Genomic DNA, 25,017 nt, shown 5'->3' with positions numbered 1-25,017 from the left:
CCTCGTGTGCACCATTATGCAACACCTGCCCATGGTTGGTCGTGACAACCACGGGTCGGCGCGTCTCAGCGCACGGTGGCCAATGCCGCGCCCTGCTCCCAGCCACCGCCCAGGGCACGCGCCACCGCCACCGTTGCCAGCAGGCGTTGAGTGCGGATCTGCGCCGCGGCGCGGTCGGCGGCCAGCGTGCTGCGCTGGGCGTCGGTCACGTCCAGATAGGTCGAGACGCCGCGGTCGTAGCGCGCCTGTGCCACCAGCAGCGCGCGCGCCGCCGCCTGTTGCGACTGGGCCTGCACATCACCCTGTTTGGAGCGCTGCTCGACGTCCGACAGCGCATCTTCCACTTCGCGCAGCGCCGTCAGCAGGCGCGTGTCGTGATTCGCGCGCGCCTCGTTGTAGCGTGCCTGCGCCAGCGCCAGATTGGCGCGGTTGCGGCCACCGTCGAAGATTGGCAGCGACAGGGCCAACGGCCCGGCCGAGAACTGGCGCGCGCCGCCGGTGGTCAGGTCGTTCAGGCTTTGCGACGCATAGCCGAAATTCCCCGTCAGCGACAGCGCCGGATAGAACGCGCCCTCGGCCACGCCGATCTGCGCATTGGCCGCCTTCAGCTGCGCCACGCTGGCCGCAAGATCAGGGCGCTGGCCCACGAGGCTGGCCGGCAGGCCCACCGGGATCGCTGGTGGCTGCGGCAATGCGCCGGCTGCCGTCTCGGGCAGCAGCGGCGCAGTGGGCGAAGCACCCACCAGCGTGGCCAGCGCGTGTTCGACCAGGTTGCGCTGACGCTGGACTTCGTGCAGGTCGGCTTCGGCGTTGGCGCGCTCGATGCGGGTGCGCGACACATCGAGCTCGTTCGACAGCCCGGCATTGAAGCGCGCTTCGATCAGATCCTGCGATTCGCGCCGCGTGGCCAGCGCGTCGCGCAGGATCGCCAGCTCGGCGTCCAGCCCGCGCAACTGCCAGTAGTTCGACGCCACCTGGCCCGAGAGCATCAGCAGCACGCCATCGCGATCGATCTGCGCAGCCAGTGCCTGCGCGTCGCTGGCTTCGACGATGCGACGCACGCGGCCCCACAGGTCGAGCTCATACGAGAACGACGCAGCCACACTGTAGTTATTGCCTTCGATCGAGCGGCCACCAAGGGCCAGGCCCTGCGACGTCTCGCTCGACGTGCGGGCATTGGACACGCCCGCGCCCACCGACACCGACGGCAGCTGCCCTGCGCGCACGACGCCCAGTTGCGCTTGCGCCTGCAGCAGGCGCTGCGCTGCCGCCTCGACGCCCGGGTTGTCGCGCAAGGCGCGCATCTCCAGCGTATCGAGCGTTGCATCGCCAAACACCTGCCACCAGGTGGCCGGCAGGCGCGCACCGTCCGTGCTGGCGTCGACATGGCGGAATGCCGCATCGGCGGGCGCCGGCGGCGCTTTGAAATCCGGGCCCAGCGTGGTGCAGCCGGCGAACAGGGTGCTGATGGCGATCGCGAGGACGCCGTTAAGTACAGGCTTGAACATGGTTTGTCTCTTCAATTGAATGCGGGTTCAATGGCCACCGCCGCCACCGCCGGGCGACTTGACCTTGTCGGCCATCCAGATCGCCGCGATGCAGCCGAGCAGGATCATGCCGATGATCCAGAAGCCGTCGTTGTAGGCCATCACATACGATTCACGCCGTACGAGGCGGTCGACCACGCCCAGCGCCTGGTTGGCCGCAGCCGCCGGGTCGATGCCCTTGGCAATGAAGGCCTGGGTCAGCATGTCGAGACGCTCCTGTGTGGCCGGCGCATAAGTCGACACGGCCTCGCCCAGGCGCGCCGAGTGAAAGTGTTCGCGGTTGGTCAGCGTGGTGGCCAGCAGCGCGATGCCGACCGAGCCGCCGAGATTGCGCGTCATGTTGAACAGGCTCGAGGCCGAGCCCATTTCGCGCGGCGGCAGGCCGGACATCGCGAAGTTCGACAGCGTCAGCATCACGAACGGCTGGCCGATGGCGCGCACGACCTGCGTCCACATCAGCTGGTCGTAGCCGGTCGTCGCATCCATGTACGAATTCATGATGCACGAAATGCCAAACATGAACAGGCCGAAGCTGCACAGGATGCGATTGTCCACTTTCGAGGACAGCTTGGCCGCGAACGGCATCACCAGCAGTTGCGGCAGGCCGACCCAGGCGATCACTTCGCCGATCTGCATCGGCGTGTAGCCGGCGATCTGGCCCAGGTACAGCGGCAGCAGGTAGGCCGAGCCATACAGGCCCATGCCGATCACCGCCGACAGCGTGGTCGCCACCAGGAAGTTACGCTGGCCGTAGAGCGCCAAGTTCACGAACGGATCGGGGCGCGTAAAGCTCAGCGCAATCCAGCCCAGGATGCCGGTGAGCGACAGCGCGGCGAAGGTCACGATAAAGCTCGAATCGAACCAGTCCTTCGAGTTGCCTTCTTCGAGGAAGATCGTCAGGCAGGCCAGGCCCATGGCCATCAGCGCGATGCCGAGCCAGTCGGCCTTGATCAGCGTGCGGACGTTGGACTTCTCCGCATCCATCCCCCACATCATGCCGGCGATGAGCAGCACGCCCGGGACCCAGTTGATGTAGAAGACCGACGGCCAGCCATACAGCTCGGTCAGATACCCGCCCAGCGTCGGACCCATGGCCGGCGCGAGCGTTGCGGTCAGGCCGAAGATGGCCATGCCAGTGGCGCGCTTTGAGGGCGGCAGGCGCGTCATCACGAGCATCATCGCCATCGGGATCAGCGCGCCGCCGGTGAAGCCCTGCAGCATGCGAAACACGATCATGCTCTCGAGGCTCCAGGCGGCGCCGCACAGCGTCGAAAACACGAGGAACAGCGCGGTCGTGCCCATCATGTAGTTGCGCATGCCGAAGGCGCGGGTGAACAGCGCCGTCATCGGGATCACGACGATCTCGGCGCACAGGTAGGCGGTGGAGATCCACGAGCCTTCTTCCTGCGTGGCCGACAGCGTGCCAAGGATGTCGCGCAGCGACGAATTGGTGATCTGGATGTCGAGCACCGCCATGAAGGCGCCCAGCATGCCGGCGGCGATCGCGACCCAGGTGCGCAGGTCCACCGCGGCGCCATTCGCGGGTGCGCCCGGCATGCCGCTGCCCATCGCGCCCGACGGGGCTGATTTGCTCAAGCTGGTCATGGTGTGCTTAGCGCGCGGCTGCAGTCTGCGTCGGCTTCACGTCCTGGCCCAGCTCCACTTCGGCTACGACCGACATGCCCGGCACCAGGCGGCCCGCGTACTTCTTGACGTCCTGCGGATCGAGCGTGATCTTGACCGGCACGCGCTGGACGATCTTGGTGAAGTTGCCGGTTGCATTATCGGCCGGCAGCAGTGCGAACTGGTTGCCCGACGCCGGCGAGAAACTGTCCACGCGGCCAACCAGGTGATGATCAGGCAGCGCATCGACTTCGAGGCTCACCGCCTGGCCTGGCGCGAGGCCGCCCAGCTGTGTTTCCTTGAAGTTGGCGACGACCCAGACGTTGTCTTCGACCACGGCCAGCATCGCTTGCCCCGGCTGCACGCGCGCACCGACTTCGACGCTGCGTCGGCCGATACGGCCTGCCACCGGCGCCACGATGCTGTTGTAGGCCAGCTGCTGGCGCGCGTCTTTCAGCTGCGCCTGCAACACCTTGATTTCGGCCTTGAGCACGTCGCGGCCCGCTTCGGCGGCGCCGATTTGTGCCTGCGCGGCGGCGGCGTTGTCGCGGCGCGCGGCCACGTCGGCCACGGCGCCCGCACGTGCTGCGCTCGATGCATCGACTTCGGATTTCGACACGGCTTTCATTGTGTCGTTGTACAGCTGGCCGAAACGCTCGGCGTCCTGACGGGCGCGCAGCAACTGGGCTTCGGCCTGGCGTACCTGGGCGCCGGCGGCGCCGGCCTGGGCGCGCACCTGCAGCAGCTGGGCATCGGACTGCTTGACCTGCTGCTCCATGCTGGCGATCTGCGCCTGGATCTGCTCGACGCGCACGGCCTGGTCGGCCGGATCGAGCAGCGCCAGCACATCGCCCGCCTTGACCATCTGGTTGTCTTCCACCAGCACCTTGGTGACCACGCCCGCCACGCGCGACGAGACCTGGTGCATGCGGCCGGTCACGTAGGCGTTTTCGGTTTCCACGAAATGGGAGCTGCGATACCACATGCGCCCACCGGCACCGATGGCCAGCAGTGCAATCAGGCCGACGACGATCAGCACGCGCTTGTTGGGCGGCTTCTTGGCGGCGGGAGCGTCCGCCTTCGGTTGCGCTGCGCTCGCCTGCCGTGCCGTGATGTCGTTCTCTGCCATGGTGCTGCTCCGAAATGAAATGAAATGGATTCGTCGCATTATTCGCCATCAATACAACGAAGTCAAGAAATGAAACGGTTGCATTTCATTTTATTTTGCTCTAGAGTCCAATGTATGAACACAGCATTGACATGTATAAAATCTGCCGGGCGGCCCAAGGCAGCCGACGTCGAAACGCGCAATCAGGAACTGATTGAGGCTGCCTGTCGGCTGTTCCTGAAAAACGGCTACACGCGTACCAGTCTGGAATCGATCGCGCGCGAAGCACGGGTAGCCGTGCGCACCATCTATGTCAAGTTCGGCGGCAAGGCCGGCCTGCTCAAGGCCGTGCTCGCGTCGCGGCGCGAGCGCCTGTTTGCAGAGCGCAATATGGATCTCGACACGCGTCCGCTGCGCACGATCCTCGATGAATTTGCGCGCGATTTCTACGCGCTGCTGATCGAGCCCGATGCCATCGCCCTGCAGCGGGTAGTGATCGCCGAGGCGAGCACGAATCCCGAACTGGCCGAAGCGTTTTATGAGGGCGGCCCGCGCATGACGCGCGACATGCTGGCGCGCTTTTTCGCACGTGCCGATATTCGACAGCAACTGCGCGACGACGTGCCGCCGTCGGTCATGCTGACGCACTTGATCGGCTGCATCAACGGCGATCCGGTCGGGCGTTTCCTGTTTCCGGATGCCGAGCCGTCGGGCGAGGAAGCGCAACGCCAACTGGCGGCACGGATGGAACTGTTCTATAGCAGCGTGCTCAAACCCGGCTGAGCTTATGCATGTAGCTTGGTGGAAAGTTCAGTGTGCCATCGTACCGACTATTACCACTAAACTATGTCATTATGTAAATGTTCACAACGGGTGTCGTGAATTCAAATAAGAGCGGTGTGACCGCGAGGAGAAAGTATGAGCAAGTCGTCCAGATATGAATGGCGTGATCAGGCAGCTGCCCTGCAAGAGCGTATGAAGAGTTTTATCGAAAATCCGGGCGATGACCAGCTCGAAGCAGTCATCGCTGACATGCGTACCTACGCAGCAGCCGCCAAGAATGGCGCAATCGATATTCCGGAGCGTTTCGTCAGCTTCGCCTGAAGCCTGCGATACGTCTCCATGCATGCCGCCCGGTACAAACCGGGCGGCATTTTTTTTGTGGAACGCCTTCAGACGGCCGACAGTGGGACTGGCCTGCCCTGCTCTTCGACCTCGTGAACGCGGGTCAGGAAGTGCATCTTGTGTGGCGCCCGGTGACGTTCGTGGAGTACACGCGTAACCACCTCGACACGGCGCGGCCGCAGGGCAAGCTGGCATGGATCGGCGACGCCGCCACCGCCCGGTATGGCATCGGCCAGTTGCTGCGCCAACGGTTGGGCAACGGTGCCGGTGATGACGGTGGCTGCGCCGTGGAGCACGGTATGAAGTTCGAATGCGTGCGATTGCGGCAGCACGTATACGGTGCCGATGTATTCATTGCTGTACTCGTCCATATGCCCTCCGGCATGTTGCGAGAAAGGCGGCAACGCTGCTGCCGCCGTATCACTTCATCTTAGACCTTTGGCGGCGTGCTGCAAGCGGCACGCACGCTGCAAAAAAAAACCGGGACCATAAAGGTCCCGGTCTCGCCTGCCACGTTGCCGATCAGCGCTTGCGCGGTGGCGGCAAATCGGTGCAGACACCTTCGTACGCTTCGGCTGCCATGCCGATCGACTCGCCCAGCGTCGGGTGCGGGTGGATCGTCTTGCCGATATCCACGCCGTCGGCGCCCATCTCGATCGCCAGCGCGATCTCGCCGATCATGTCGCCGGCATGCGTGCCGACGATCGTGCCGCCGATGATGCGGTGCGTTTCAGCGTCGAACAGCAGCTTGGTGAAGCCCTCGTCGCGGCCATTGGCCACGGCGCGCCCGCTGGCGTTCCACGGGAAGTGACCCTTCTCGACCTTGATGCCCTGTTGCTTGGCTTCGTCTTCGGTCAGGCCGACCCATGCCACTTCCGGATCGGTGTAGGCCACCGATGGAATGACCTTGGCGTCGAAGTGCGTCTTCTTCTCAAAAGCCGCCTCGGCCGCCACGTGCGCCTCGTGCACCGCCTTGTGCGCCAGCATCGGCTGGCCCACCAGATCGCCGATGGCGAAGATGTGCGGCACGTTGGTGCGCATCTGGCTGTCCACGGCGATGAAGCCGCGGTCGCTCACCGTCACGCCGGCCTTGTCGGCTGCAACCTTCTTGCCGTTCGGGCTGCGGCCCACGGCCACCAGGACCAGGTCGTACAGCTGCGGTTCCGGTGCGGTGGCGCCGGCTTCAGCGGCTTCGAACGTGACCTTGATCCCTTCCGGCAGCGCTTCCACGCCGACGGTTTTCGTCTTCAGCATGATGTTGTCGAAGCGGTGCGCGTTGTACTTCTGCCAGACTTTGACGGCCTCGCGGTCCGCGCCCTGCATCAGGCCATCCATCATCTCGACCACGTCGATGCGCGCACCTAACGTCGAATACACGGTTGCCATTTCCAGGCCGATGATGCCGCCACCGATGACGAGCATCTTCTTCGGCACCTGGCGCAATTCCAGCGCGCCCGTCGAATCGACGATGCGCGGGTCTTCCGGCACGAACGGCAGCTTGACCACCGACGAACCGGCCGCGATCACGGCCTTCTTGAAGGCGATGACCTTCTTGCCGCCATCGGCTGCCGTGACTTCGATGTGGTTCGGGCTGACGAACTGGCCCACGCCCTGCACCGTGTTGACCTTGCGCGCCTTGGCCATGAAGGCCAGGCCACCGGTCATCTTCTTGATCACGCCATCCTTGTAGCCGCGCAGCTTGTCGATGTCGACTTCTGGCTTGGCGAACGCCACGCCCAGGTCAGCCATGTGCGCCGTTTCATCCATGACGGACGCCACGTGCAGCAGCGCCTTCGACGGAATGCAGCCCACGTTCAGGCACACGCCGCCCAGCGTTGCGTACTTCTCGACCAGCACGGTGTTCATGCCCAGGTCGGCCGCGCGGAACGCAGCAGAGTAGCCGCCAGGACCGGCGCCCAGCACCATCATGTCGCATTCGATGTCGACCGCGCCGGTGTAGCTCGACGGGGTCGGTGCAGGACCGGCTGGCGCCGGCGCAGGGGCCGGCTTGGCGGGCGCCTGCGATTCGGTCGGCGCGGCTGGCCCGCCTGAAGCAGCAGCGGGCGCAGGCGCGGCAGCCGGCTTGTCGGCTGGTTTGTCGGCTGGTTTGTCGGCTGGCTTGTCCGCGGCCGGGGCAGCGGCGCCCTCTTCCACCGTCAGCAGCAGCGTACCTTCATTGATCTTGTCGCCGACCTTGACCGTGATCGACTGCACCACGCCCGCGTGCGTCGACGGGATTTCCATGCTGGCCTTGTCCGATTCCACGGTGACCAGGGACTGGTCGACCTTGATCGTGTCGCCGGCCTTGACCATCAACTCGATGACTTCGACGTCCTTGAAGTCACCGATATTCGGGACTTTCACTTCAACAGTGCTCATCAGTGCGCTCCAATCACAGAAGGGTCTTGCGCAGGTCCGCCAGCACTTCGCCCAGGTAGGCGGAGAAGCGCGCGGCGCCGGCGCCGTCGATCACGCGATGATCGTACGACAGCGACATCGGCAGCATCAGGCGCGGCTGGAAGCTTGAGCCATCCCACACCGGCTTCATCGCCGACTTGGACAGGCCCAAAATCGCCAGTTCCGGTGCGTTGATGATCGGGGTGAACGCGGTACCACCAATGCCGCCCAGCGACGAGATGGTGAACGTTGCGCCCTGCATCGCGGTCGGCGGCAGCTTGCCGTCGCGCGCCTGCGCCGACAGTTCGCCCATTTCAGTGGCGATCTGCGAAATGGTCTTCTTGTCCGCATCCTTGACGACAGGGACCACCAGGCCGTTCGGCGTGTCGGCCGCGAAGCCGATGTTGTAGTACTGCTTCGTGATCAGCGCTGCGCCATCGCCCGACAGCGACGCATTAAATTGCGGGAATTTCTTCAGCGCGGCGACGCTTGCCTTGATGACGAAGGCCAGCATGGTCAGCTTGACGGCGGACTTCTGCTTGGCCAGCGACGCGTTGGTGTCGACGCGGAACTGCTCCAGGTCGGTCACGTCGGCTTCGTCGAAGTGCGTCACGTGCGGGATCATGACCCAGTTGCGATGCAGGTTCGGACCCGAGATCTTCTTGATGCGCGACAGCGGCACCGTTTCGGTCGGACCGAATTTCGAGAAGTCCAGCGATGGCCAGGCCAGCAAATCCAGACCGACGCCACTGCCGCCGGCTTTTGCCGGTGCTGCAGCAGGTGGTGCTGCCATTACGCCCTTGACGAAGTTCTGCACGTCCTGCTGGGTGATGCGGCCTTTCGGACCGCTGCCCGGCACACGGCCCAGATCCACGCCCAGTTCGCGCGCGAACTTGCGGATCGATGGCGACGCGTGCGCTTTCGAACCGGTCACGCCTGGTGCGGCTGGTGCAGGTGCTGGTGCGGCGGCTGGTGCAGGCGCAGCGGCCGGTGCCGGTGCAGCAGGCGCGGCGGCCGGTGCTGCAGCAGCGGCTGGCGCAGGCGCAGCAGCGGCAGGTGCGCCGCCAGTCGCTTCCACGACCAGCACGAGCGAATCCTTGGCCACCTTGTCGCCAACCTTGACCTTGATTTCCTTGACCACGCCGGCATGGCTCGACGGGATCTCCATGCTGGCCTTGTCCGATTCGACGGTCAGCAGCGACTGGTCGACCTTGATCGTGTCGCCTACCTTGACCATCAGTTCGATGACTTCGACTTCCTTGAAGTCGCCGATGTCCGGCACGGTCACGTCGACCAGGCCACCGGATGCCGCTGGCGCAGCGGCTGGCGCTTCTGCGGCAGCTGGCGCAGGGGCAGCCGGTGCAGCAGCAGGTGCAGCTTCGGCAGCCGGGGCAGCAGCTGGCGCGTCAGCCGCGCCGCCCGCTTCTTCGAGCAGCAGCACGAGCGAGCCTTCGGCAACCTTGTCGCCGACCTTGATCTTGATTTCCTTGACCACACCGGCGTGGCTCGACGGAATCTCCATGCTGGCCTTGTCCGACTCGACGGTCACCAGGGACTGGTCCACCTTGATGGTGTCGCCCGGCTTGACCATCAGCTCGATCACTTCCACTTCCTTGAAGTCGCCGATATCAGGGACTTTGACTTCCACAATGCTCATAGTGTTAGCTCCAATTGTTATGTGAGTTAGCCTCGACCCGCCACCCCGAACAGCGCGGGGTGGCGGACGTGAGCATTACTGGGTCACCGGATTCGGCTTGTTCTGGTCGATGCCGTACTTGGCGATCGCCTGCGACACGATGGCGCGGTCGATCTTGCCTTCGTCGGCCAGTGCGCGCAGCGAAGCCACCGTGATGTAGTAGCGGTTCACTTCGAAGAACTCGCGCAGCTTGACGCGCGAATCCGAGCGGCCAAAGCCGTCCGTACCCAGCACTTTATAGGTGCGGTCCTTCGGCATGAAGCCGCGGATCTGCTCGGCGAACATGCGCATGTAGTCGGTCGTCGCGACGATCGGGCCACTGGTGGCGCCCAGCATCTCGGTCACGTACGGCACGCGCTGCGGCTGCTCCGGATTGACCATGTTCCAGCGTTCGCAATCGTTGCCGTCACGTGCCAGCAGCGTCAGCGACGGCGCCGACCACACGTCCGCATCGACGTTCCAGTCGTTCTTGAGCAGTTCGGCCGCAAAGATCGACTCGCGCAGGATGGTGCCGCAACCGATCAGCTGCACGCGCTGGGCGTTGTCCTTGCCACCCTCTTGCAGCAAGTACAGGCCCTTGAGAATGCCGGCTTCCTGGCCAGGCTTCAGGCCCGGCTGCGGGTAGTTCTCGTTCATGATGGTGATGTAGTAGAACACGTCTTCCTGTTCTTCCACCATGCGGCGCAGACCGTCCTGGATGATGACCGCGACTTCGTGACCGAAGGTCGGATCGTACGGCAGGCAGTTCGGCACGGTCGCAGCGATGATGTGGCTGTGGCCATCTTCGTGCTGCAGGCCTTCGCCATTGAGCGTCGTGCGCCCGGCAGTGCCGCCCATCAGGAAGCCGCGCGCGCGGATGTCGCCCGCCAGCCAGACCAGGTCGCCGACGCGCTGCATGCCGAACATCGAGTAGAACGTGTAGAACGGGATCATCGTGCGGTTGTTCGACGAGTACGACGTCGCCGCGGCGATCCACGAGCTCATGCCGCCCGCTTCGTTGATACCCTCTTGCAGGATCTGGCCTGCCTTGTCTTCGCGGTAGTACATCACCTGGTCGCGGTCGACCGGCTCGTACAACTGGCCCTGCTGGTTGAAGATGCCGATCTGGCGGAACAGGCCTTCCATGCCGAAGGTACGCGATTCGTCGACCAGGATCGGCACGATGCGCTGGCCGATGCTTTCGTCCTTCAGCAGGCTCGTGATCACGCGCACATACGCCTGGGTCGACGAGATTTCACGGCCTTCCGGAGTTGGCTCGAGCACGCCCTTGAACGACGCCAGTGCCGGCACCGTCAGCTTTTCGTCCGACTTTTCACGGCGCTGTGGCAGGTAGCCGCCCAGTGCCTTGCGGCGCTCGTGCAGGTACACCATTTCGGGCGCATCGTCGGCCGGCTTGAAGAACGGGATGTCGGCCAGTTGGTCGTCGGGAATCGCGATGTTGAAGCGGTCGCGCATGTCGCGGATCGCCTGGTCATCGAGCTTCTTGGTCTGGTGCGCGGTGTTGCGCGCCTCGCCCGACTTGCCCATGCCGAAGCCCTTGACGGTCTTCACCAGCAGGACGGTTGGCGTGCCCTTGTTTTCTTGCGCGTTCTTGAACGCGGCGTAGATCTTGTGCGGATCGTGACCACCGCGGGTCAGGCGCCAGATGTCGTCGTCGCTCATCTTCGACACCATCTCGAGCAGCGCCGGATCCTTGCCGAAGAAGTGCTTGCGCACGTAGGCGCCGTCCTTGGCCTTGTAGTTCTGGTATTCGCCGTCGACCGATTCCATCATCACGCGCTGCAGGATGCCGTCCTTGTCCTGGGCCAGCAGCGGATCCCACTGCGAGCCCCAGATGACCTTGACGACGTTCCAGCCGGCGCCGCGGAAGTCGGCTTCGAGTTCCTGGATGATCTTGCCGTTGCCGCGCACCGGACCGTCCAGGCGCTGCAGGTTGCAGTTGACGACCATGACCAGGTTGTCCAGCTGCTCGCGCGCGGCCATGCCGATTGCGCCCATCGATTCCGGCTCATCCATCTCGCCGTCGCCGCAGAAGACCCAGACCTTGCGGTTGTCGGTCTTGGCGATGCCGCGTGCGTGCAGGTACTTCAGGAAGCGCGCCTGGTAGATCGCCATCAGCGGGCCCAGGCCCATCGAGACGGTCGGGAACTGCCAGAAGTCCGGCATCAGTTTCGGGTGCGGGTACGACGACAGGCCCTTGCCGTCGACTTCACGGCGGAAGTTCAGCAGCTGTTCTTCGGTGAGGCGGCCTTCGAGGAAGGCGCGGGCGTAGATGCCTGGCGACGAGTGGCCCTGGATGTACAGCAGGTCGCCGCCGTGGTCTTCGGTCGGGGCGTGCCAGAAGTGGTTGAAGCCCGTGCCCAGCATATTGGCGAGCGAGGCGAACGACGAGATGTGCCCACCGAGGTCGCCGTCGGCGCGGTTGGCCTTGACCACCATCGCCATCGCGTTCCAGCGCATCCACGAGCGCAGGCGCTCTTCGTATTCGAGGTTGCCGGGCGAGTTCTGGTTCAGGTGCGCGGGAATCGTGTTGACGTACGCGGTGTTGCTCGAGAACGGGACGTGCGCGCCGCGACGGCGCGCCAGGTCCACCAGGCGCTCCATCAGGTAATGGGCGCGTTCCGTTCCTTCATGTTCGATCACCGCCTCCAGCGCATCGAGCCATTCCTTGGTCTCGATTGCATCCGGATCGTTGGCGGTTTGCGAGGTCAACTGGTCGAGTTGAGCTGCCATGTCATGCGTCTCCTAGTGTGGTACGCCCCATCCGATCCCTGCGCAGGCTGGCGGCGGTTGATGAAATTCGAACTAACTTTTAGCTAAACCATCAGATTCTAACAGTGGACTTCCGCATTTTCAAACTATGATATTCGATTTCATAATGTGAAAAACTATGCTGCAACTGCACAATTTGTATAGGGAAATGTTGAACTTCCTGCCACCAATCACTGTATACCGAAGCGCCTGAAACACGGCAAAAAAGGCCATTTTCAGCCATGCGGAGCGGGCGACAGCGAACGGCAAGGCAGGCGCGGGCCGTATAATTCTGTTTTTGCCCAGCGACGAGCCTCCCACCATGCCAGCCCAACACATCGACGGAATCCTGCTTTCCCAACAACTGCGCGCCGACATCGCCGCGCGTACCGCCAGGCTTACTGAAGCCGGCAAGCAGCCCGGCCTGGCCGTGATCCTGGTCGGCGAAGATCCCGCCAGCCAGGTCTATGTGCGCAACAAGGTCAAGGCCTGCGGCGACGTGGGTTTCCACTCGGTGCTCGAAAAATACGACGCCGACCTGAGCGAAGCCGCCCTGCTTGATCGCATTGCAGCATTGAATACCGACCCGGCCATCCACGGCATCCTGGTACAAATGCCGCTGCCAAAGCACATCGACCCGAACAAGGTCATCGAAGCGATTTCGACGGCCAAGGATGTCGACGGCTACTCGGTGCTGTCGGCCGGCGAACTGATGACGGGCCTGGAAGGCTTCCGCCCATGCACCCCATACGGCTGCATGAAGCTGATCGAAACCACGGGTGTCGACCTGCGCGGCAAGCACGCTGTCGTGATCGGCCGCAGCAACACCGTCGGCAAACCAATGGCCATGCTGCTCTTGCAAGCCAATGCCACCGTGACCATATGTCATAGCGCGACCGCGGATCTGGGCTACCACACCCGCCAGGCCGATGTCGTGGTGGCCGCTGTCGGCCGCCGCAATACCCTGACCGCCGATATGGTCAAGCCGGGCGCGATCGTGATCGACGTGGGCATGAACCGCGACGACGCGGGCAAGCTGTGCGGCGACGTCGATTTTGCCGGCGTGCGTGAAGTCGCCGGCCACATCACCCCGGTGCCGGGCGGTGTGGGCCCCATGACGATCACGATGCTGCTGCAAAACACGGTGGAATCGGCGGAACGCGAACTGAAGAACCAACGCTAACCAATCTGGAAGGACTATTGATGACGAACGAAACGAGCAATCCCCTCCTCGACTTTTCCGACTTGCCGCGCTTTGACGCGATCAGGCCCGAACATGTCACGTCCGCCATCGACAGTCTGATCGCCGAGGCGAACGCCGTTGTGGCGCAGCTCGAGGCGCCGCTGGATGAGGTTACCTGGGCCACGCTGGCCCCGCTCGACGACGTCGGCGAGCGCCTGGGCCGCGCCTGGGGCGTGGTCGGCCACCTGAACCACGTGGTCGACACCCCCGAGCTGCGCGCCACCTACAATGAGAACCAGCCGAAGGTCGTCGAGTTCTCGACCGCCCTTAGCCAGAACGAAGCACTGTTCACCAAATACAAGCAGCTGCGCGAAAGCGCCGGTTTCGAGGCGCTGAGCGACACCCGCAAGCGCATCGTCGAGAACGCGCTGCGCGACTTCCGCCTGGGGGGCGCCGAACTGGCCGCCGATAAAAAAGAACGCTTCGCCGAGATCCAGGAACAGCAGTCGCAACTGTCGACGCGCTTTTCGGAAAACGTGCTCGACGCCACCAACGACTACAAGCTCGTGGTCGACAGCGAAGCCGAACTGGCCGGCCTGCCGGACGACGTGAAGGCTGCTGCAAAGGCCGCCGCCGAACGCGATGGCAAGACCGGCTGGCTGTTCACGCTGCACTTCCCGTCGTACTTCCCGATCCTGCAGTTCAGTACCAACCGCGCGCTGCGCGAAACGATCTACCGCGCCACCGCGACCAAGGCGTCCGACGCCGGCATCATGTTTACCGATGTCGCGAAGTGGGACAACTCGTCGAACATCGTCAAGTTGCTGCAACTGCGCAATGAAGAAGCGAAGATGCTCGACTACGGCAGCTTTGCCGATATCTCGCTGGTGGCCAAGATGGCGCAAAGCCCGCAGCACGTGATCGAATTCCTCGAAGACCTGGCGCGCCGCGCCCGCCCGTATGCCGAGAAAGACCTGGCCGAACTGCGCGCGTTTGCGCGCGACGAGCTGGCGATCGACGACCTGCAATCGTGGGACGTGGCCTTCGCCTCCGAAAAGCTGCGCGAGCAGCGTTACGCGTTCTCGGCCCAGGAAGTGAAGGAATACTTCCCCGAGCCGAAGGTGGTCGCGGGCCTGTTCGGCGTGATCCAGGAGCTGTTTGGCGTGACCGTGCGTCCGGACGACGCGCCAACCTGGCACCCGGACGTGCGCTTCTTCCGCATCGAGCGCGATGGCCAGCTGGTCGGCCAGTTCTACCTCGACCTGTATGCGCGCGCCGGCAAGGCGCAAGGCGCGTGGATGAACGATGCGCGCGGCCGCCGCCTGCTGCACGGCGGCACCGTGCAGACGCCAGTGGCGTACCTGGTCTGCAACTTCACGCCGCCGGCAATGAAAGATGGCGTGCTGCAGCCGTCGCTGTTCACGCACGACGAAGTGACCACGCTGTTCCACGAATTCGGCCACGGCCTGCACCATATGCTGACCGAAGTCGAAGAGCTGTCGGTTTCGGGCATCTCGGGCGTCGAATGGGATGCGGTGGAGTTGCCGTCGCAGTTCATGGAAAACTTCTGCTGGGAGTGGGACAAGCTGCAGCAGATGACGGCGCACGTGAAAACCGGCGAGCCGCTGCCACGCGCGCTGTTCGACAAGATGACGGCCGCAAAGAACTTCCAGTCCGGGATGCAGACACTGCGCCAGGTCGAGTTCTCGCTGATCGACATGCACCTGCACTACGACTTCGACGCGCACAACGGGGAAGTCCAGGCGCTGATCGATGACGTGCGCCGCAACTTCGCGGTGATCACGCCGCCGTCGTTCAACCGCTTCCTGCATTCGTTCAGCCACATCTTCGCGGGCGGTTACGCGGCCGGTTACTACAGCTACAAGTGGGCCGAGGTGCTGTCGGCCGACGCCTATGCCGCATTCGAAGAAGCCGTTGTCGATGGCGGCGCCGACCTGTTCGAAACGGGCCGGCGCTTCCAGCGCGAGATTCTGGCGGTGGGCGGTTCGCGGCCGGCGCTCGATTCATTCAAGGCCTTCCGCGGCCGCGAGCCATCGATCGATGCCTTGCTGCGCCATAGCGGCATGAATGCCTGACCATTTGGATTGACCCTGTCGGGAGTGCCAGCGCACTCCCGATTTTCCATAAGCGCCCATGACCCGCATCGACTTTCATACCAATATCCCGGATAAGCTGGCCTATGCCTGCCGCCTTGCGCGCAAGGCATATGGCGCGCGCGCCAAAATCGTGGTGCTGGCCGATAGCCCCGAACAAGCCGACGCCTTGAATGCCGCCATGTGGACCGTATCGGATACTGATTTCATTCCGCACGTGATGGCAGGCGACGGGTTGGCGGCGCAAACGCCGATCGTGATTACCGATAATGAAGACAGCGAGCTGCCGCACCACGATATGCTCGTGAACCTGACGCGTCGCAGGCCGCGCAATTTCACGCAATTCGCGCGCGTGTTTGAAATTATCTCGATCGATGAAGAAGATGCCGCCGAAGGCCGCAAACGCTATGTCGCGTATAAAAAAGAATCCTATCCGCTGACCCACTTCGTCGCAGGACAATCATGAACCACGATCCCGCTTTCGATGCCAGTATTCCCGTGTTGACCGAAGTGGTCGCGGAACCAAACGCGCCGGGCGCGCCAGTCGCGCAGCCGGCGCCGATCGTTGAGGCAGAGGCCCCGCCACCGCCTGCGCCCGTGGTGGCCGCACCGGAGGATGCGCCAGAGGCACTGGAACGGCGCGCTGTCGACCACTGGAGCGGTGAGCAATGGAGCGTCATGGAGCGACGTGTTACCGAGCGCATCCTGCAGCAATTGCAGGGGCGGATCGATTTCGTGCTCGAACAGCGCCTGCGCGACGGTATTGCCGATGCCGTCGACAAAGCAATGACCAATTTCTCGGCCGATATTCGCAACAGCCTCGGCGAAACGCTGAGCGATGTCGTGACGCGCGCAGTTTCGCAAGAAATTGCACACATCAGAATGCTGGAAAAATAAACCGGCGCTACATGTTGCTCTGCCTTCCATTTGATTCGAAATTAACCCCGCGCACGATTGTCATTCCAAATTGGCGGTTCAATAGTAAAATCCCTGCGCGGCTCTTCGAAACGAATCGAATCACCTAATCAAGGAAGAAACAAAATGGCAAACATCAATCTGTCGGGTTATAACCTCGCCGAACTGAAAGGTCTTCAATTCGATATCGAAAAGGAGATCAAAAACCGCCAGCATCAAGACGTCAAGAAAGCGCGTGAGCAAATTCTCGAGATCGCCCAGAATATGGGAATCTCGGTCGAGGAACTGCTGGCCAAGGGCGGTACCAAAGCCAAGAAGACGGGCGGCGCCAAAGTCAATCCGCAATATCACAACCCGGCGGACAATACCCAGACCTGGACCGGCCGTGGCCGTCAACCAAAATGGGTCGTCGATGCTCTGGGCAAAGGCAAGTCGCTGGACGACCTGCGCATCTGAGCCTCGTAAATACGCAAGACCTGCACGCCGCCGCGACGTTCGTCCGGCGGCGTTCGCATTTTTGCCCGCCCCATCCATTCACGTGTTTCGGCTAAGATTGCAACTTCAGCAATCAGCCGGTCGTCGTCGTGAAACGCACTCCCCTCATCGCAGCACTCGCCGGCGCCGCCATTCTGGCCGTCGGCACCGTCTTCTGGTACACCGACCGGGTCGAACCCCACACCGGCGCCACCCCGGTACTGACCGCCCCGGTGGCCAGCACCCAACCGTTCTGGCCTGCCCGCGTGCACCTGCTGGCTGGCGACGGTCAGGACGGCGCGCTCGATGGCGCGGCACTGGCCAGTCGCTTCAGCGATCCGTACGGCGTGGCCATTGGCCCGCGCGGCGCAATCTACGTTGCCGACGGGGGCGAGGCCAACCGCATCCGCGTCGTGCAGCCCGATGGCGCAGTCTCGACGCTGGCTGGCGGCAAGGAAGGCTTTGTCGATGGCCTGGGCGCGGTTGCGGCCTTCAACACGCCGTCCGCCATCGCGCTCGACCACCTGGGCAACCTGTACGTGGCCGACACCGGCAACCATGCGATCCGCCGCATCGCGCCGGGTGGCGCCGTGACGACGCTGGCCGGCAACGGCAGTCCCGGCTACGTGGATGGCATCGGCCGTGCTGCCCAGTTCAACGGCCCGGTCGGCATTGCAGTGGATGACGCCGGCATCGTCTATGTGGCCGACACCTACAACGACCGCATCCGCCGTATCGCCCAGGATGGCACGGTGACCACGCTGGCCGGCACCGGCAAGCCGAACCTGTTCGACGGCCCCGGCACGGCCGCCGCCTTCGATACCCCAAGCGCACTGGCCGTCGATCACGATGGCAACCTGTACATCGCCGACACCGGCAACAACGCAGTGCGCCGCCTGCGGCCCGATGGCACGGTCGACACGCTCGCGCTGCCACCCGAGGCCGAACGCCGGCCTGCGCTGCGCCGCCCGGTCGGCCTGGCCGTCACACGCGATGGCTACCTGTACATCGTCGCCAGTGCCGGCGGGCGCATCCTGCAAATGACGCCAACGGGCGAATTCCGCCCGCTGGAGGATACCGACCACCCGCTTGAGCCGAACGGTTTCGGCAGCGACGGCACCGTGCAGCTCAACGGCCCGCGCGGCATTGCCGTTGCGCGCGACGGCAGCCTGGTGGTCGCCGACGCCAACGCCCATCGCCTGCACCGTCTGGCGCCGCCGCGTGCGGGCGAAGCCGCGCCCGTGCTGGCGCGCCCACCGCTGCAACGGCGTACGGCACCGATGCCCTGGCCGCTTGGCCCGCAAGACATGGTCCATGAAGTCGTGGGCGTGATGGGCGAAGTGCGCGGTACATATGGCGGCGACAGCCGCGACCATTTCCACGCGGGCCTGGATGTGCGCGGCGACGTCGGCGCAACCGTGCTGGCGATCCTGCCGGCCAAGGTGACCGATCCGTATGCAAACTGGGGGTTCAACAACCTCGGCGAGGGCATGAGCGTGGGGCCGCTGTCCTACATCCACATGCGCGTGGGCCGCGATCCACAAGGCCGCGCGCTCGATCCGCGCTTCCAGATCCAGCGCGAAGAAACCGCCAATGGCAAACCCGGCAAGGCGGTGCGCGTGCGGGTGCCGCGCGGCACCCGCTTTGCCGTGGGCGACAAGCTCGGCACGCTCAATGCGCTGTCGCACGTGCACCTCGATTACTACCAGGGCGGCACGCTCGTCAATGCGCTCACGCTGCCGTTCACCGGCTTTGTCGACACGGTGACGCCGACAATCTCGCGCATCGCGCTGTACGACACGGCCGGCAAGCGCATCATGGCGAAAAAGGGTCAGCCCCTGCGCCTCGACCGTACGCTGGGCGAGCTGCAGATCGTCGTGAATGCCTACGACCAGGTGGATGGCAACCTGGCGCGCCGCAAGCTGGGCCTGTACAAGCTGGGCTACCAGGTGCTGCGCGCCGACGGCACGCCGCTGCCCGGCTTCGAGCAGCCGGTCATCACGCAGGTCTACGACCGCCTGCCGCGCAATCCTGACGCCGTGAAAGCGGTCTATGCACCGACCAGTGGCATCACGGTCTACGGCAGCGCATCGACCCAGTTCGACTACGCCCTCAACAACCGCCTGCGCGATGGCAGGATCGAGACGGGCAGCTGGCGCATCGCCGACCTGGCACCCGGCGAGTACCTGCTGCGCATCCACGCCGCCGACTATGCGGGCCAGGTGGCGCAGAACAGCCGCGACCTGGCGTTCGAGATCGAGTAGACGCGCACCGGCGGCCAACTGTCGTCATGCACGTCACATAATCTAGACCTTGAGATCTACTTTATATAGACATCAAGGTCTAGAAGCTTTACGCTGGCCTTGCCACGGGAATGTTCCCGCTACGACAAGGACCATCATGCTCAAGATGTTTGCTACCGCATTGGCTGTCGCCGCCATGCTGCACGCTGCGGCTGCCCGCGCCGCCGATCTGCCCGCCTACCCCTTCATCCACGTGACGGCCGCTGCCGACCTGCACGTGATGCCGGATACCGGCGAGATCGACTTCGAGATCGTTACCACCGACGCCGACCTGGACGCCGCATGGAAGCTGGTCCACGAGCGCCTGACAGCGAGCCGCGCGCTACTGGCCGAACAGGGTGTGAAGGTCGAGGACATCTCGGTGCAGGACGTGCTGCGACGCCCGCTCAAGGAGGGCGAGCGGGTGACGGCGATCGAAACCCGCGCCGCCGTGCACGCGACAGTGCGCGACCTGAACGGGTGGACGGCGCTGATCCAGAGCCTGCTGGGTTTGCCCAATGTCGAAGCGCTGGCCGTGGCCTTCAGCCGCAGCGACGCCGACAGGATCGAGGCGGAACTGGTCAGCCAGGCGCTGGGGGCGGCACGCGTGAAAGCGCAGAACATCGCCCGCGGCATTGGCGCCAAATTGGGTCCGGCGGGTGGCGTGGCGCTGGCACCACTGAAGAACCTGTCCAACGCGATGGGACTGGCCAGCGATGCGCCCCGCTACCCATCGCTGTCGTCGCCACGCGATCCGCTGCTGGTGGGCGTGCAGAAATTCGTGCAGGGCGTGGACGTGATTTACCGGATCGGCAAGTAAGCTGGCCCGTCTTGCCGTGCGCAATGTCACGTGCCTGTCATGGAGACGTGAACGGATGAGTGCTCAGGCGTATGATGGAATCATCCACTGTCCACGAGAGGCACCAGCATGAGCAAGCACCACAAAACGAAGCACCTGACGCCCGGGATCGCGGCGGTCGCGACACCCGACCTGACGGAGGCAGTCACCATCACGGAGGACACCGATGTGGCCGAGGCAGCCGACGAACCGCAAACGGACCAGCCGCTGCCAACCGAGCCAGCACCCGACGTCAAAGAAGCGCCGATCGGCGCCGTCAAGGCCGAGCCGGTCCACCTGCGCGGGCGCATGACGCTCGAAGACGCGTTCCAGGCCATTGGCCTCAACTGCGTGGCGCAGATCGAAGCAAACGTGCCGGGCGTGCTGAAACAGCACGTCGAGAGCCTGCACCAGATGCGCGTTGGCCTGCGCCGCCTGCGCGCGTTGCTGGCGATGTTCGAGGAACTGGCGCCGCCACCGGTGCCGCTGCATGCAAGCATCGAGTGGCTGTCCGGCGAACTCGGTCCCGCGCGCGACTGGGACGTGCTGGCCGATTCCACCATCAAGCGTGTGCCGGGCATCGATGCGCACGCACTGCGCCAGGCCGCGCACGACCGCGCCACGGGCCACCACGCGCAGATCCTGCACGTGCTGCGCGATGCGCGCTATACCGAATTGATGGCGCAACTGAAGGACTGGCTGGGCGAGCGCCGCTGGCAGCCCGAAGGTGGCCTGCCGAAGGAGTCGCCGCTGCTCGAACGCGCCGCGAAAAGCGCCCTGCCCCTGCTGCGCACGGCCGAGAAGCGGCTGGCCAAACGCATCGACGGGCTGGAAGAAGCCGATGCACCGGGTCGTCACCGCGTGCGCATCGCGGCCAAGAAGGCGCGCTATGCGGCCGAATTCTTCCGCGATCTGCTGCCGGCGCAGCGCGTCAAGCGCTACTTGGGCCATCTCGAAAAGCTGCAGGACCGCCTGGGCGCGCTGAACGACCTGGCCGTGGCTGACCAGCTGCTCGAAGAACTCAAGGGTGGCAGCAGCCAGGTCGCCAAGCAGGCGGCCTATGTGCGCGGCTATATCGCGGCGACGGGCGAGGCCGATGCGCAGGGGCTGTCGAAGGTGCTGGCCGATGTCGCCAAGCGCCGCATCACGCGCTGATCTGCCCAGGTCACGCTGACTGCTTTGCCAGCCGATGCCCCGCCACAGCGCGGGGCATTGTCACGTTTGCACCATGCGCGCACCGCCATTTCGCAGCGCCGCACTGCTCCGGTGCTCGCCGCCCCGCGCCGTTGTAAATCACTTCTCGATCACTTTGCGCCGCCTGGGATTTGCTGTAACGTCGTCCTGTAACGGGCCTTGCGCCGCGTTTGCGGCGTCGTGACCATCACCATCTTGCGGAGACTCTCCATGCGGTTTTGCACCAGGCTTATCCCGTTCGCCATCGCCATCGCCTTTGCCGGCGGCGCCAGCGCCCAGCAGGTCGTCAAAATCGGGCACGTGGGCCCGGTGTCCGGGCCCAATTCACACCTCGGCAAGGACAACGAGAACGCCGCGCGCACGGCGATCGATGAACTCAACGCCAAGGGTTTCACCATCAACGGCCAGAAGGTCAAGCTGCAACTGCTGGCCGAAGACGACGCGAGCGACCCGAAACAGGGTACGGCAGTGGCCCAGAAACTGGTCGATGCCAAGGTCAATGGCATTGTCGGTCACCTGAACTCGGGCACCAGCGTGCCGGCCTCGCGCATCTATCACAATGCCGGCCTGGTACAGGTCTCGCCGGCCACCACCGCGACCCAGTTCACCAAGCAGAAATTCCCCGGCGTGTTTCGCGTGGTGGCCAACGACGCCAAGCTTGGCGGCACGCTGGGCAAGTATGCGGTCGAGACGCTCAAGGTCAAGAACATTGCCATCATCGACGACCGCACCACCTACGGCCAGGGCGTGGCTGCCGAATTTGCGAAAGCGGCCCGGGGGCCCGGCGTGCGCATCGTCGACAAGCAGTTCACCAGCGCTACCGCGACCGATTTCACCGCCATCCTGACGGCGATTCGCGCCAAGAAGCCCGACCTGATTTTCTTTGGGGGCATGGATGCGGTGGCCGGCCCGATGCTCAAGCAGATGAAGGCGCTGGGCATCACGGCCCGCTTCATGGGCGGCGACGGCATGTGCACCGAAGCGCTGGGCCGCCTGGCAGGCGACGCGGTGGGCGATGGCAAGGTGGTGTGCGCCGAAGCCGGTGGCGTGAAAGGCGTGCAAGAGCAGAAGATGGCCGAGTTCCGCGCGCGCTTCAAGCAGAAGACGGGCCAGGAAGTGCAGTTGTACGCGCCGTATGTGTACGACTCGGTGATGGTGATGGCGACCGCCATGCAGAACGCAAAATCGGCGGAGCCGGCAAAGTATCTGCCGGAGCTGAAGAAGATCAGGTACGAGGGCGTGACCGGCACGATCCAGTTCGACCCGTCGGGGGACATTCTGAATGGCGCGCTGACGCTGTACACCTACCAGGGCGGCAAGCGTACGCGGATGGATGTGATTCGCTGAACGACAACCCGGCGCCCGCAGGCGCCGGGTAGGACGTCAGTCCAATATTACTTCACGTCGAAGCGATCCAGCTCCATCACCTTGGTCCAGGCCGCAACGAAGTCCTTCGCGAACTTCTGGCCGGCGTCGGCGCTGGCATACACCTCGGCGATCGAACGCAGCTGCGCATTCGAGCCGAACACCAGGTCGACGCGCGACGCAGTCCACTTCTTCTCGCCGGTCTTGCGATCGCGGCCTTCGAAGCGTTCGACACCCTGGCCCGGCCGCGTGGCAGGCCGCCATTCGGTGGCCATGTCGAGCAGGTTGACGAAGAAGTCGTTCGTCAACGCACCCTTCTGCTGCGTCAGCACGCCATCGGCGCTGCCGCCCGTGTTGGCGCCCAGTACACGCAGGCCACCCACCAGCACGGCCATTTCCGGCGCCGTCAGCGTCAGCAACTGGGCGCGGTCGATCATCAGCGATTCAGCCGGTATGCTGTACAGGGCTTTCTCGAAGTTGCGGAAGGCATCTGCGACCGGTTCCATGGCATGGAACGATTCCACATCGGTCTGCTCCTGCGACGCATCGGTGCGACCCGGTGTGAACGGCACGGTGATGTCGTGGCCCGCCGCCTTGGCTGCTGCCTCGACGCCTGCATTGCCAGCCAGGACGATCAGGTCAGCCAGCGACACCTGCTTGCCGCCCGTCTGCGCCCCGTTGAACTCGCCCTGGATGCTTTCGAGCTGCGCCAGCACACGACCCAGCTGTTCCGGCTCGTTGGCGGCCCAGTCCTTTTGCGGGACCAGGCGGATGCGGGCACCGTTGGCGCCGCCGCGCTTGTCCGAACCGCGGAAGCTTGCGGCCGAGGCCCACGCCGTCGACACCAGCTCGCCGATGCCCAGGCCGGAGGCCAGCACCTTGTCTTTCAGTGCTTTCGCATCGGCGTCGTCAATCGCCGCGCCTTGGGCGGCCGGCACCGGATCCTGCCAGATCAGCACTTCAGCCGGAACTTCCGGGCCGAGGTAGCGGGCGCGCGGACCCATGTCGCGGTGGGTCAGCTTGAACCAGGCACGGGCGAAGGCGTCCGCGAACTGGTCCGGGTTTTCCAGGAAGCGGCGCGAAATCGCCTCGTAGGCCGGGTCCATGCGCAGTGCCAGGTCGGACGTCAGCATCGTCGGACGATGACGCTTGGCGGCGTCATACGCATCCGGGACGGTGGCATCGGCGTCCTTGGCGACCCACTGGTGGCCGCCGGCCGGGCTTTTCGTCAGTTCCCACTCGTGGCCGAACAGGTACGTGAAGTAGTCGTGGCCCCACTGCGTTGGCGTGCTGGTCCAGGTGACTTCCAGGCCGCTGGTGATCGTGTCCGGGCCCTTGCCGCTGCCGAAGCTGTTCTGCCAGCCGAAGCCCTGGGCGTGCAGGCCGGCTGCTTCCGGCTCTTCCTTGACGTGCTCGGACGGACCCGCGCCGTGCGTCTTGCCGAAGGTGTGGCCGCCGGCGATCAGCGCCACGGTTTCTTCGTCGTTCATGGCCATGCGGCCGAACGTGTCGCGGATATCGCGCGCCGATGCGACCGGGTCGGGCTTGCCGTCCGGGCCTTCCGGGTTCACGTAGATCAGGCCCATCTGCACTGCCGCCAGCGGGTTTTCGAGGTCGCGCGAATGGGTAATCTCGCTGTCGTCGTCCTTGTCGATGACGCCGCGGCCTTCGACGCCGGGCGAACCTACCGTGTAGCGCTCGTCGCTGCCCAGCCATTTGTTTTCACGGCCCCAGTACACGTCGAGGTCGGGTTCCCACACGTCCTGGCGACCGCCGGCAAAGCCGAAGGTCTTGAAGCCCATTGTTTCGAGGGCGACGTTACCGGTCAGGATGATCAGGTCGGCCCACGAAATCTTTTCGCCGTACTTCTGCTTGACCGGCCAGATCAGCCGGCGTGCCTTGTCGAGGCTGACGTTGTCGGGCCAGCTGTTCAGCGGCGCGAAGCGTTGCTGGCCGCGACCAGCGCCGCCACGGCCGTCGCCGATGCGGTAGGTGCCGGCGCTGTGCCATGCCATGCGCACGAACAGGCCGCCGTAGTGACCGAAGTCGGCCGGCCACCAGTCCTGGGAATCCGTCATCACCTTGGCCAGATCGGCCTTGACTGCCTCGAGGTCGAGGCTGTTGAAGGCAGCGCGGTAATCGAAGTCGCTCCCCATCGGGTCGGACTTGGCCGAATGCTGTGCCAACAGATCGAGACGCAGCGCCTTTGGCCACCAGTCACGATTGGTGGTGCCGGTGCCGGCTGCGCCGCTGAACGGGCACTTGGCCGGGATATTGTCCACACTCATTTGTTTCTCCTGTCTGATCGGTAAGATTTGACAAAATTATAGAAAAACTTCGTGTACTCGTGGATTGGCAATGTTGATGGGTGCGATAGCGGGCGTCGCACCGACGGATGCAGCGCG

General features: G+C 64.3%; 19 protein-coding genes. 11 read left to right on the top strand and 8 right to left on the bottom strand.

Going from position 1 to position 25,017, the window contains the following annotated elements:
• Window positions 1-65: 65 nt before the first annotated feature.
• From IFU00_03415 to IFU00_03405, 3 genes are read right to left on the bottom strand one after another with little or no spacing between them, the layout of a single operon-like run.
• Window positions 66-1,508 carry an efflux transporter outer membrane subunit gene (locus IFU00_03415; GenBank protein MBD8541329.1) on the bottom strand — a complete coding sequence of 481 codons (1,443 nt, stop codon included), beginning with the start codon at window positions 1,506-1,508 and terminating at the stop codon, window positions 66-68.
• A 27-nt stretch (window positions 1,509-1,535) separates the two neighbouring features.
• Window positions 1,536-3,152, bottom strand: coding sequence for a DHA2 family efflux MFS transporter permease subunit (locus IFU00_03410; protein ID MBD8541328.1), 1,617 nt, complete (start codon window positions 3,150-3,152; stop codon window positions 1,536-1,538).
• A 7-nt stretch (window positions 3,153-3,159) separates the two neighbouring features.
• Window positions 3,160-4,299, bottom strand: coding sequence for an HlyD family secretion protein (locus IFU00_03405; protein MBD8541327.1), 1,140 nt, complete (start codon window positions 4,297-4,299; stop codon window positions 3,160-3,162).
• Window positions 4,300-4,413: 114 nt separating this feature from the next.
• Between IFU00_03405 and IFU00_03400 the strand changes: the two genes are divergently transcribed.
• Window positions 4,414-5,061 (top strand): TetR/AcrR family transcriptional regulator, encoded by a 648-nt coding sequence (locus IFU00_03400; protein MBD8541326.1) that lies wholly within the window; start codon window positions 4,414-4,416, stop codon window positions 5,059-5,061.
• A 135-nt stretch (window positions 5,062-5,196) separates the two neighbouring features.
• Entirely contained in the window at window positions 5,197-5,382 is a 186-nt protein-coding gene (locus IFU00_03395; protein ID MBD8541325.1) for a hypothetical protein, read from the top strand.
• A gap of 68 nt (window positions 5,383-5,450) precedes the next feature.
• Here the strand turns inward: IFU00_03395 and IFU00_03390 are convergent, their stop codons facing one another.
• The 4 genes from IFU00_03390 to aceE form a co-directional block, all read right to left on the bottom strand.
• The gene (locus IFU00_03390; GenBank protein ID MBD8541324.1) at window positions 5,451-5,774 is read right to left on the bottom strand and encodes a hypothetical protein; all 324 of its coding nucleotides are present in this window, start codon (window positions 5,772-5,774) and stop codon (window positions 5,451-5,453) included.
• 151 nt (window positions 5,775-5,925) lie between these two features.
• The gene (gene lpdA / locus IFU00_03385) at window positions 5,926-7,782 is read right to left on the bottom strand and encodes a dihydrolipoyl dehydrogenase (GenBank protein ID MBD8541323.1); all 1,857 of its coding nucleotides are present in this window, start codon (window positions 7,780-7,782) and stop codon (window positions 5,926-5,928) included.
• 13 nt (window positions 7,783-7,795) lie between these two features.
• Window positions 7,796-9,457, bottom strand: coding sequence for a dihydrolipoyllysine-residue acetyltransferase (aceF, locus tag IFU00_03380; GenBank protein ID MBD8541322.1), 1,662 nt, complete (start codon window positions 9,455-9,457; stop codon window positions 7,796-7,798).
• Between the two features lie 75 nt (window positions 9,458-9,532).
• A complete protein-coding gene (gene aceE, locus IFU00_03375) occupies window positions 9,533-12,229 on the bottom strand; it encodes a pyruvate dehydrogenase (acetyl-transferring), homodimeric type (GenBank protein MBD8541321.1) in 2,697 nt (898 codons plus the stop codon).
• Between the two features lie 340 nt (window positions 12,230-12,569).
• Here aceE and folD point away from each other — a divergent pair, with 340 nt between their 5' ends.
• The 9 genes from folD to IFU00_03330 all read left to right on the top strand — a co-directional run bounded on the left by folD (window position 12,570) and on the right by IFU00_03330 (window position 22,594).
• Window positions 12,570-13,430, top strand: a complete 861-nt coding sequence (folD, locus tag IFU00_03370; GenBank protein MBD8541320.1) for a bifunctional methylenetetrahydrofolate dehydrogenase/methenyltetrahydrofolate cyclohydrolase FolD — start codon at window positions 12,570-12,572, stop codon at window positions 13,428-13,430.
• A 20-nt stretch (window positions 13,431-13,450) separates the two neighbouring features.
• Window positions 13,451-15,526 carry a M3 family metallopeptidase gene (locus IFU00_03365; protein ID MBD8541319.1) on the top strand — a complete coding sequence of 692 codons (2,076 nt, stop codon included), beginning with the start codon at window positions 13,451-13,453 and terminating at the stop codon, window positions 15,524-15,526.
• 58 nt (window positions 15,527-15,584) lie between these two features.
• Window positions 15,585-16,010, top strand: a complete 426-nt coding sequence (locus IFU00_03360; protein ID MBD8541318.1) for a DNA polymerase III subunit chi — start codon at window positions 15,585-15,587, stop codon at window positions 16,008-16,010.
• The gene (locus IFU00_03355) at window positions 16,007-16,441 is read left to right on the top strand and encodes a hypothetical protein (protein ID MBD8541317.1); all 435 of its coding nucleotides are present in this window, start codon (window positions 16,007-16,009) and stop codon (window positions 16,439-16,441) included. The genes IFU00_03360 and IFU00_03355 overlap by 4 nt, the downstream gene beginning before the upstream one ends.
• A 144-nt stretch (window positions 16,442-16,585) precedes the next feature.
• Window positions 16,586-16,915: an H-NS histone family protein gene (locus tag IFU00_03350; protein ID MBD8541316.1), complete on the top strand. Its 330-nt coding sequence runs from the start codon at window positions 16,586-16,588 to the stop codon at window positions 16,913-16,915.
• A 128-nt stretch (window positions 16,916-17,043) separates the two neighbouring features.
• Window positions 17,044-19,197 (top strand): gluconolaconase, encoded by a 2,154-nt coding sequence (locus IFU00_03345; protein MBD8541315.1) that lies wholly within the window; start codon window positions 17,044-17,046, stop codon window positions 19,195-19,197.
• 136 nt (window positions 19,198-19,333) lie between these two features.
• A complete protein-coding gene (locus IFU00_03340; protein MBD8541314.1) occupies window positions 19,334-20,035 on the top strand; it encodes an SIMPL domain-containing protein in 702 nt (233 codons plus the stop codon).
• A 108-nt stretch (window positions 20,036-20,143) separates the two neighbouring features.
• Window positions 20,144-21,208 carry a CHAD domain-containing protein gene (locus tag IFU00_03335; GenBank protein ID MBD8541313.1) on the top strand — a complete coding sequence of 355 codons (1,065 nt, stop codon included), beginning with the start codon at window positions 20,144-20,146 and terminating at the stop codon, window positions 21,206-21,208.
• A gap of 249 nt (window positions 21,209-21,457) precedes the next feature.
• Window positions 21,458-22,594, top strand: a complete 1,137-nt coding sequence (locus tag IFU00_03330; protein ID MBD8541312.1) for a branched-chain amino acid ABC transporter substrate-binding protein — start codon at window positions 21,458-21,460, stop codon at window positions 22,592-22,594.
• A gap of 47 nt (window positions 22,595-22,641) precedes the next feature.
• Here the strand turns inward: IFU00_03330 and katG are convergent, their stop codons facing one another.
• Complete coding sequence (katG, locus tag IFU00_03325; protein ID MBD8541311.1) at window positions 22,642-24,900, bottom strand: catalase/peroxidase HPI; 2,259 nt, start codon at window positions 24,898-24,900, stop codon at window positions 22,642-22,644.
• Between the last annotated feature and the right edge of the window lie 117 nt (window positions 24,901-25,017).

This window comes from Oxalobacteraceae sp. CFBP 8761, assembly GCA_014841595.1.
Lineage (GTDB): Bacteria > Pseudomonadota > Gammaproteobacteria > Burkholderiales > Burkholderiaceae_D > Telluria.
This window is presented reverse-complemented; position numbering and strand designations above follow the sequence as displayed.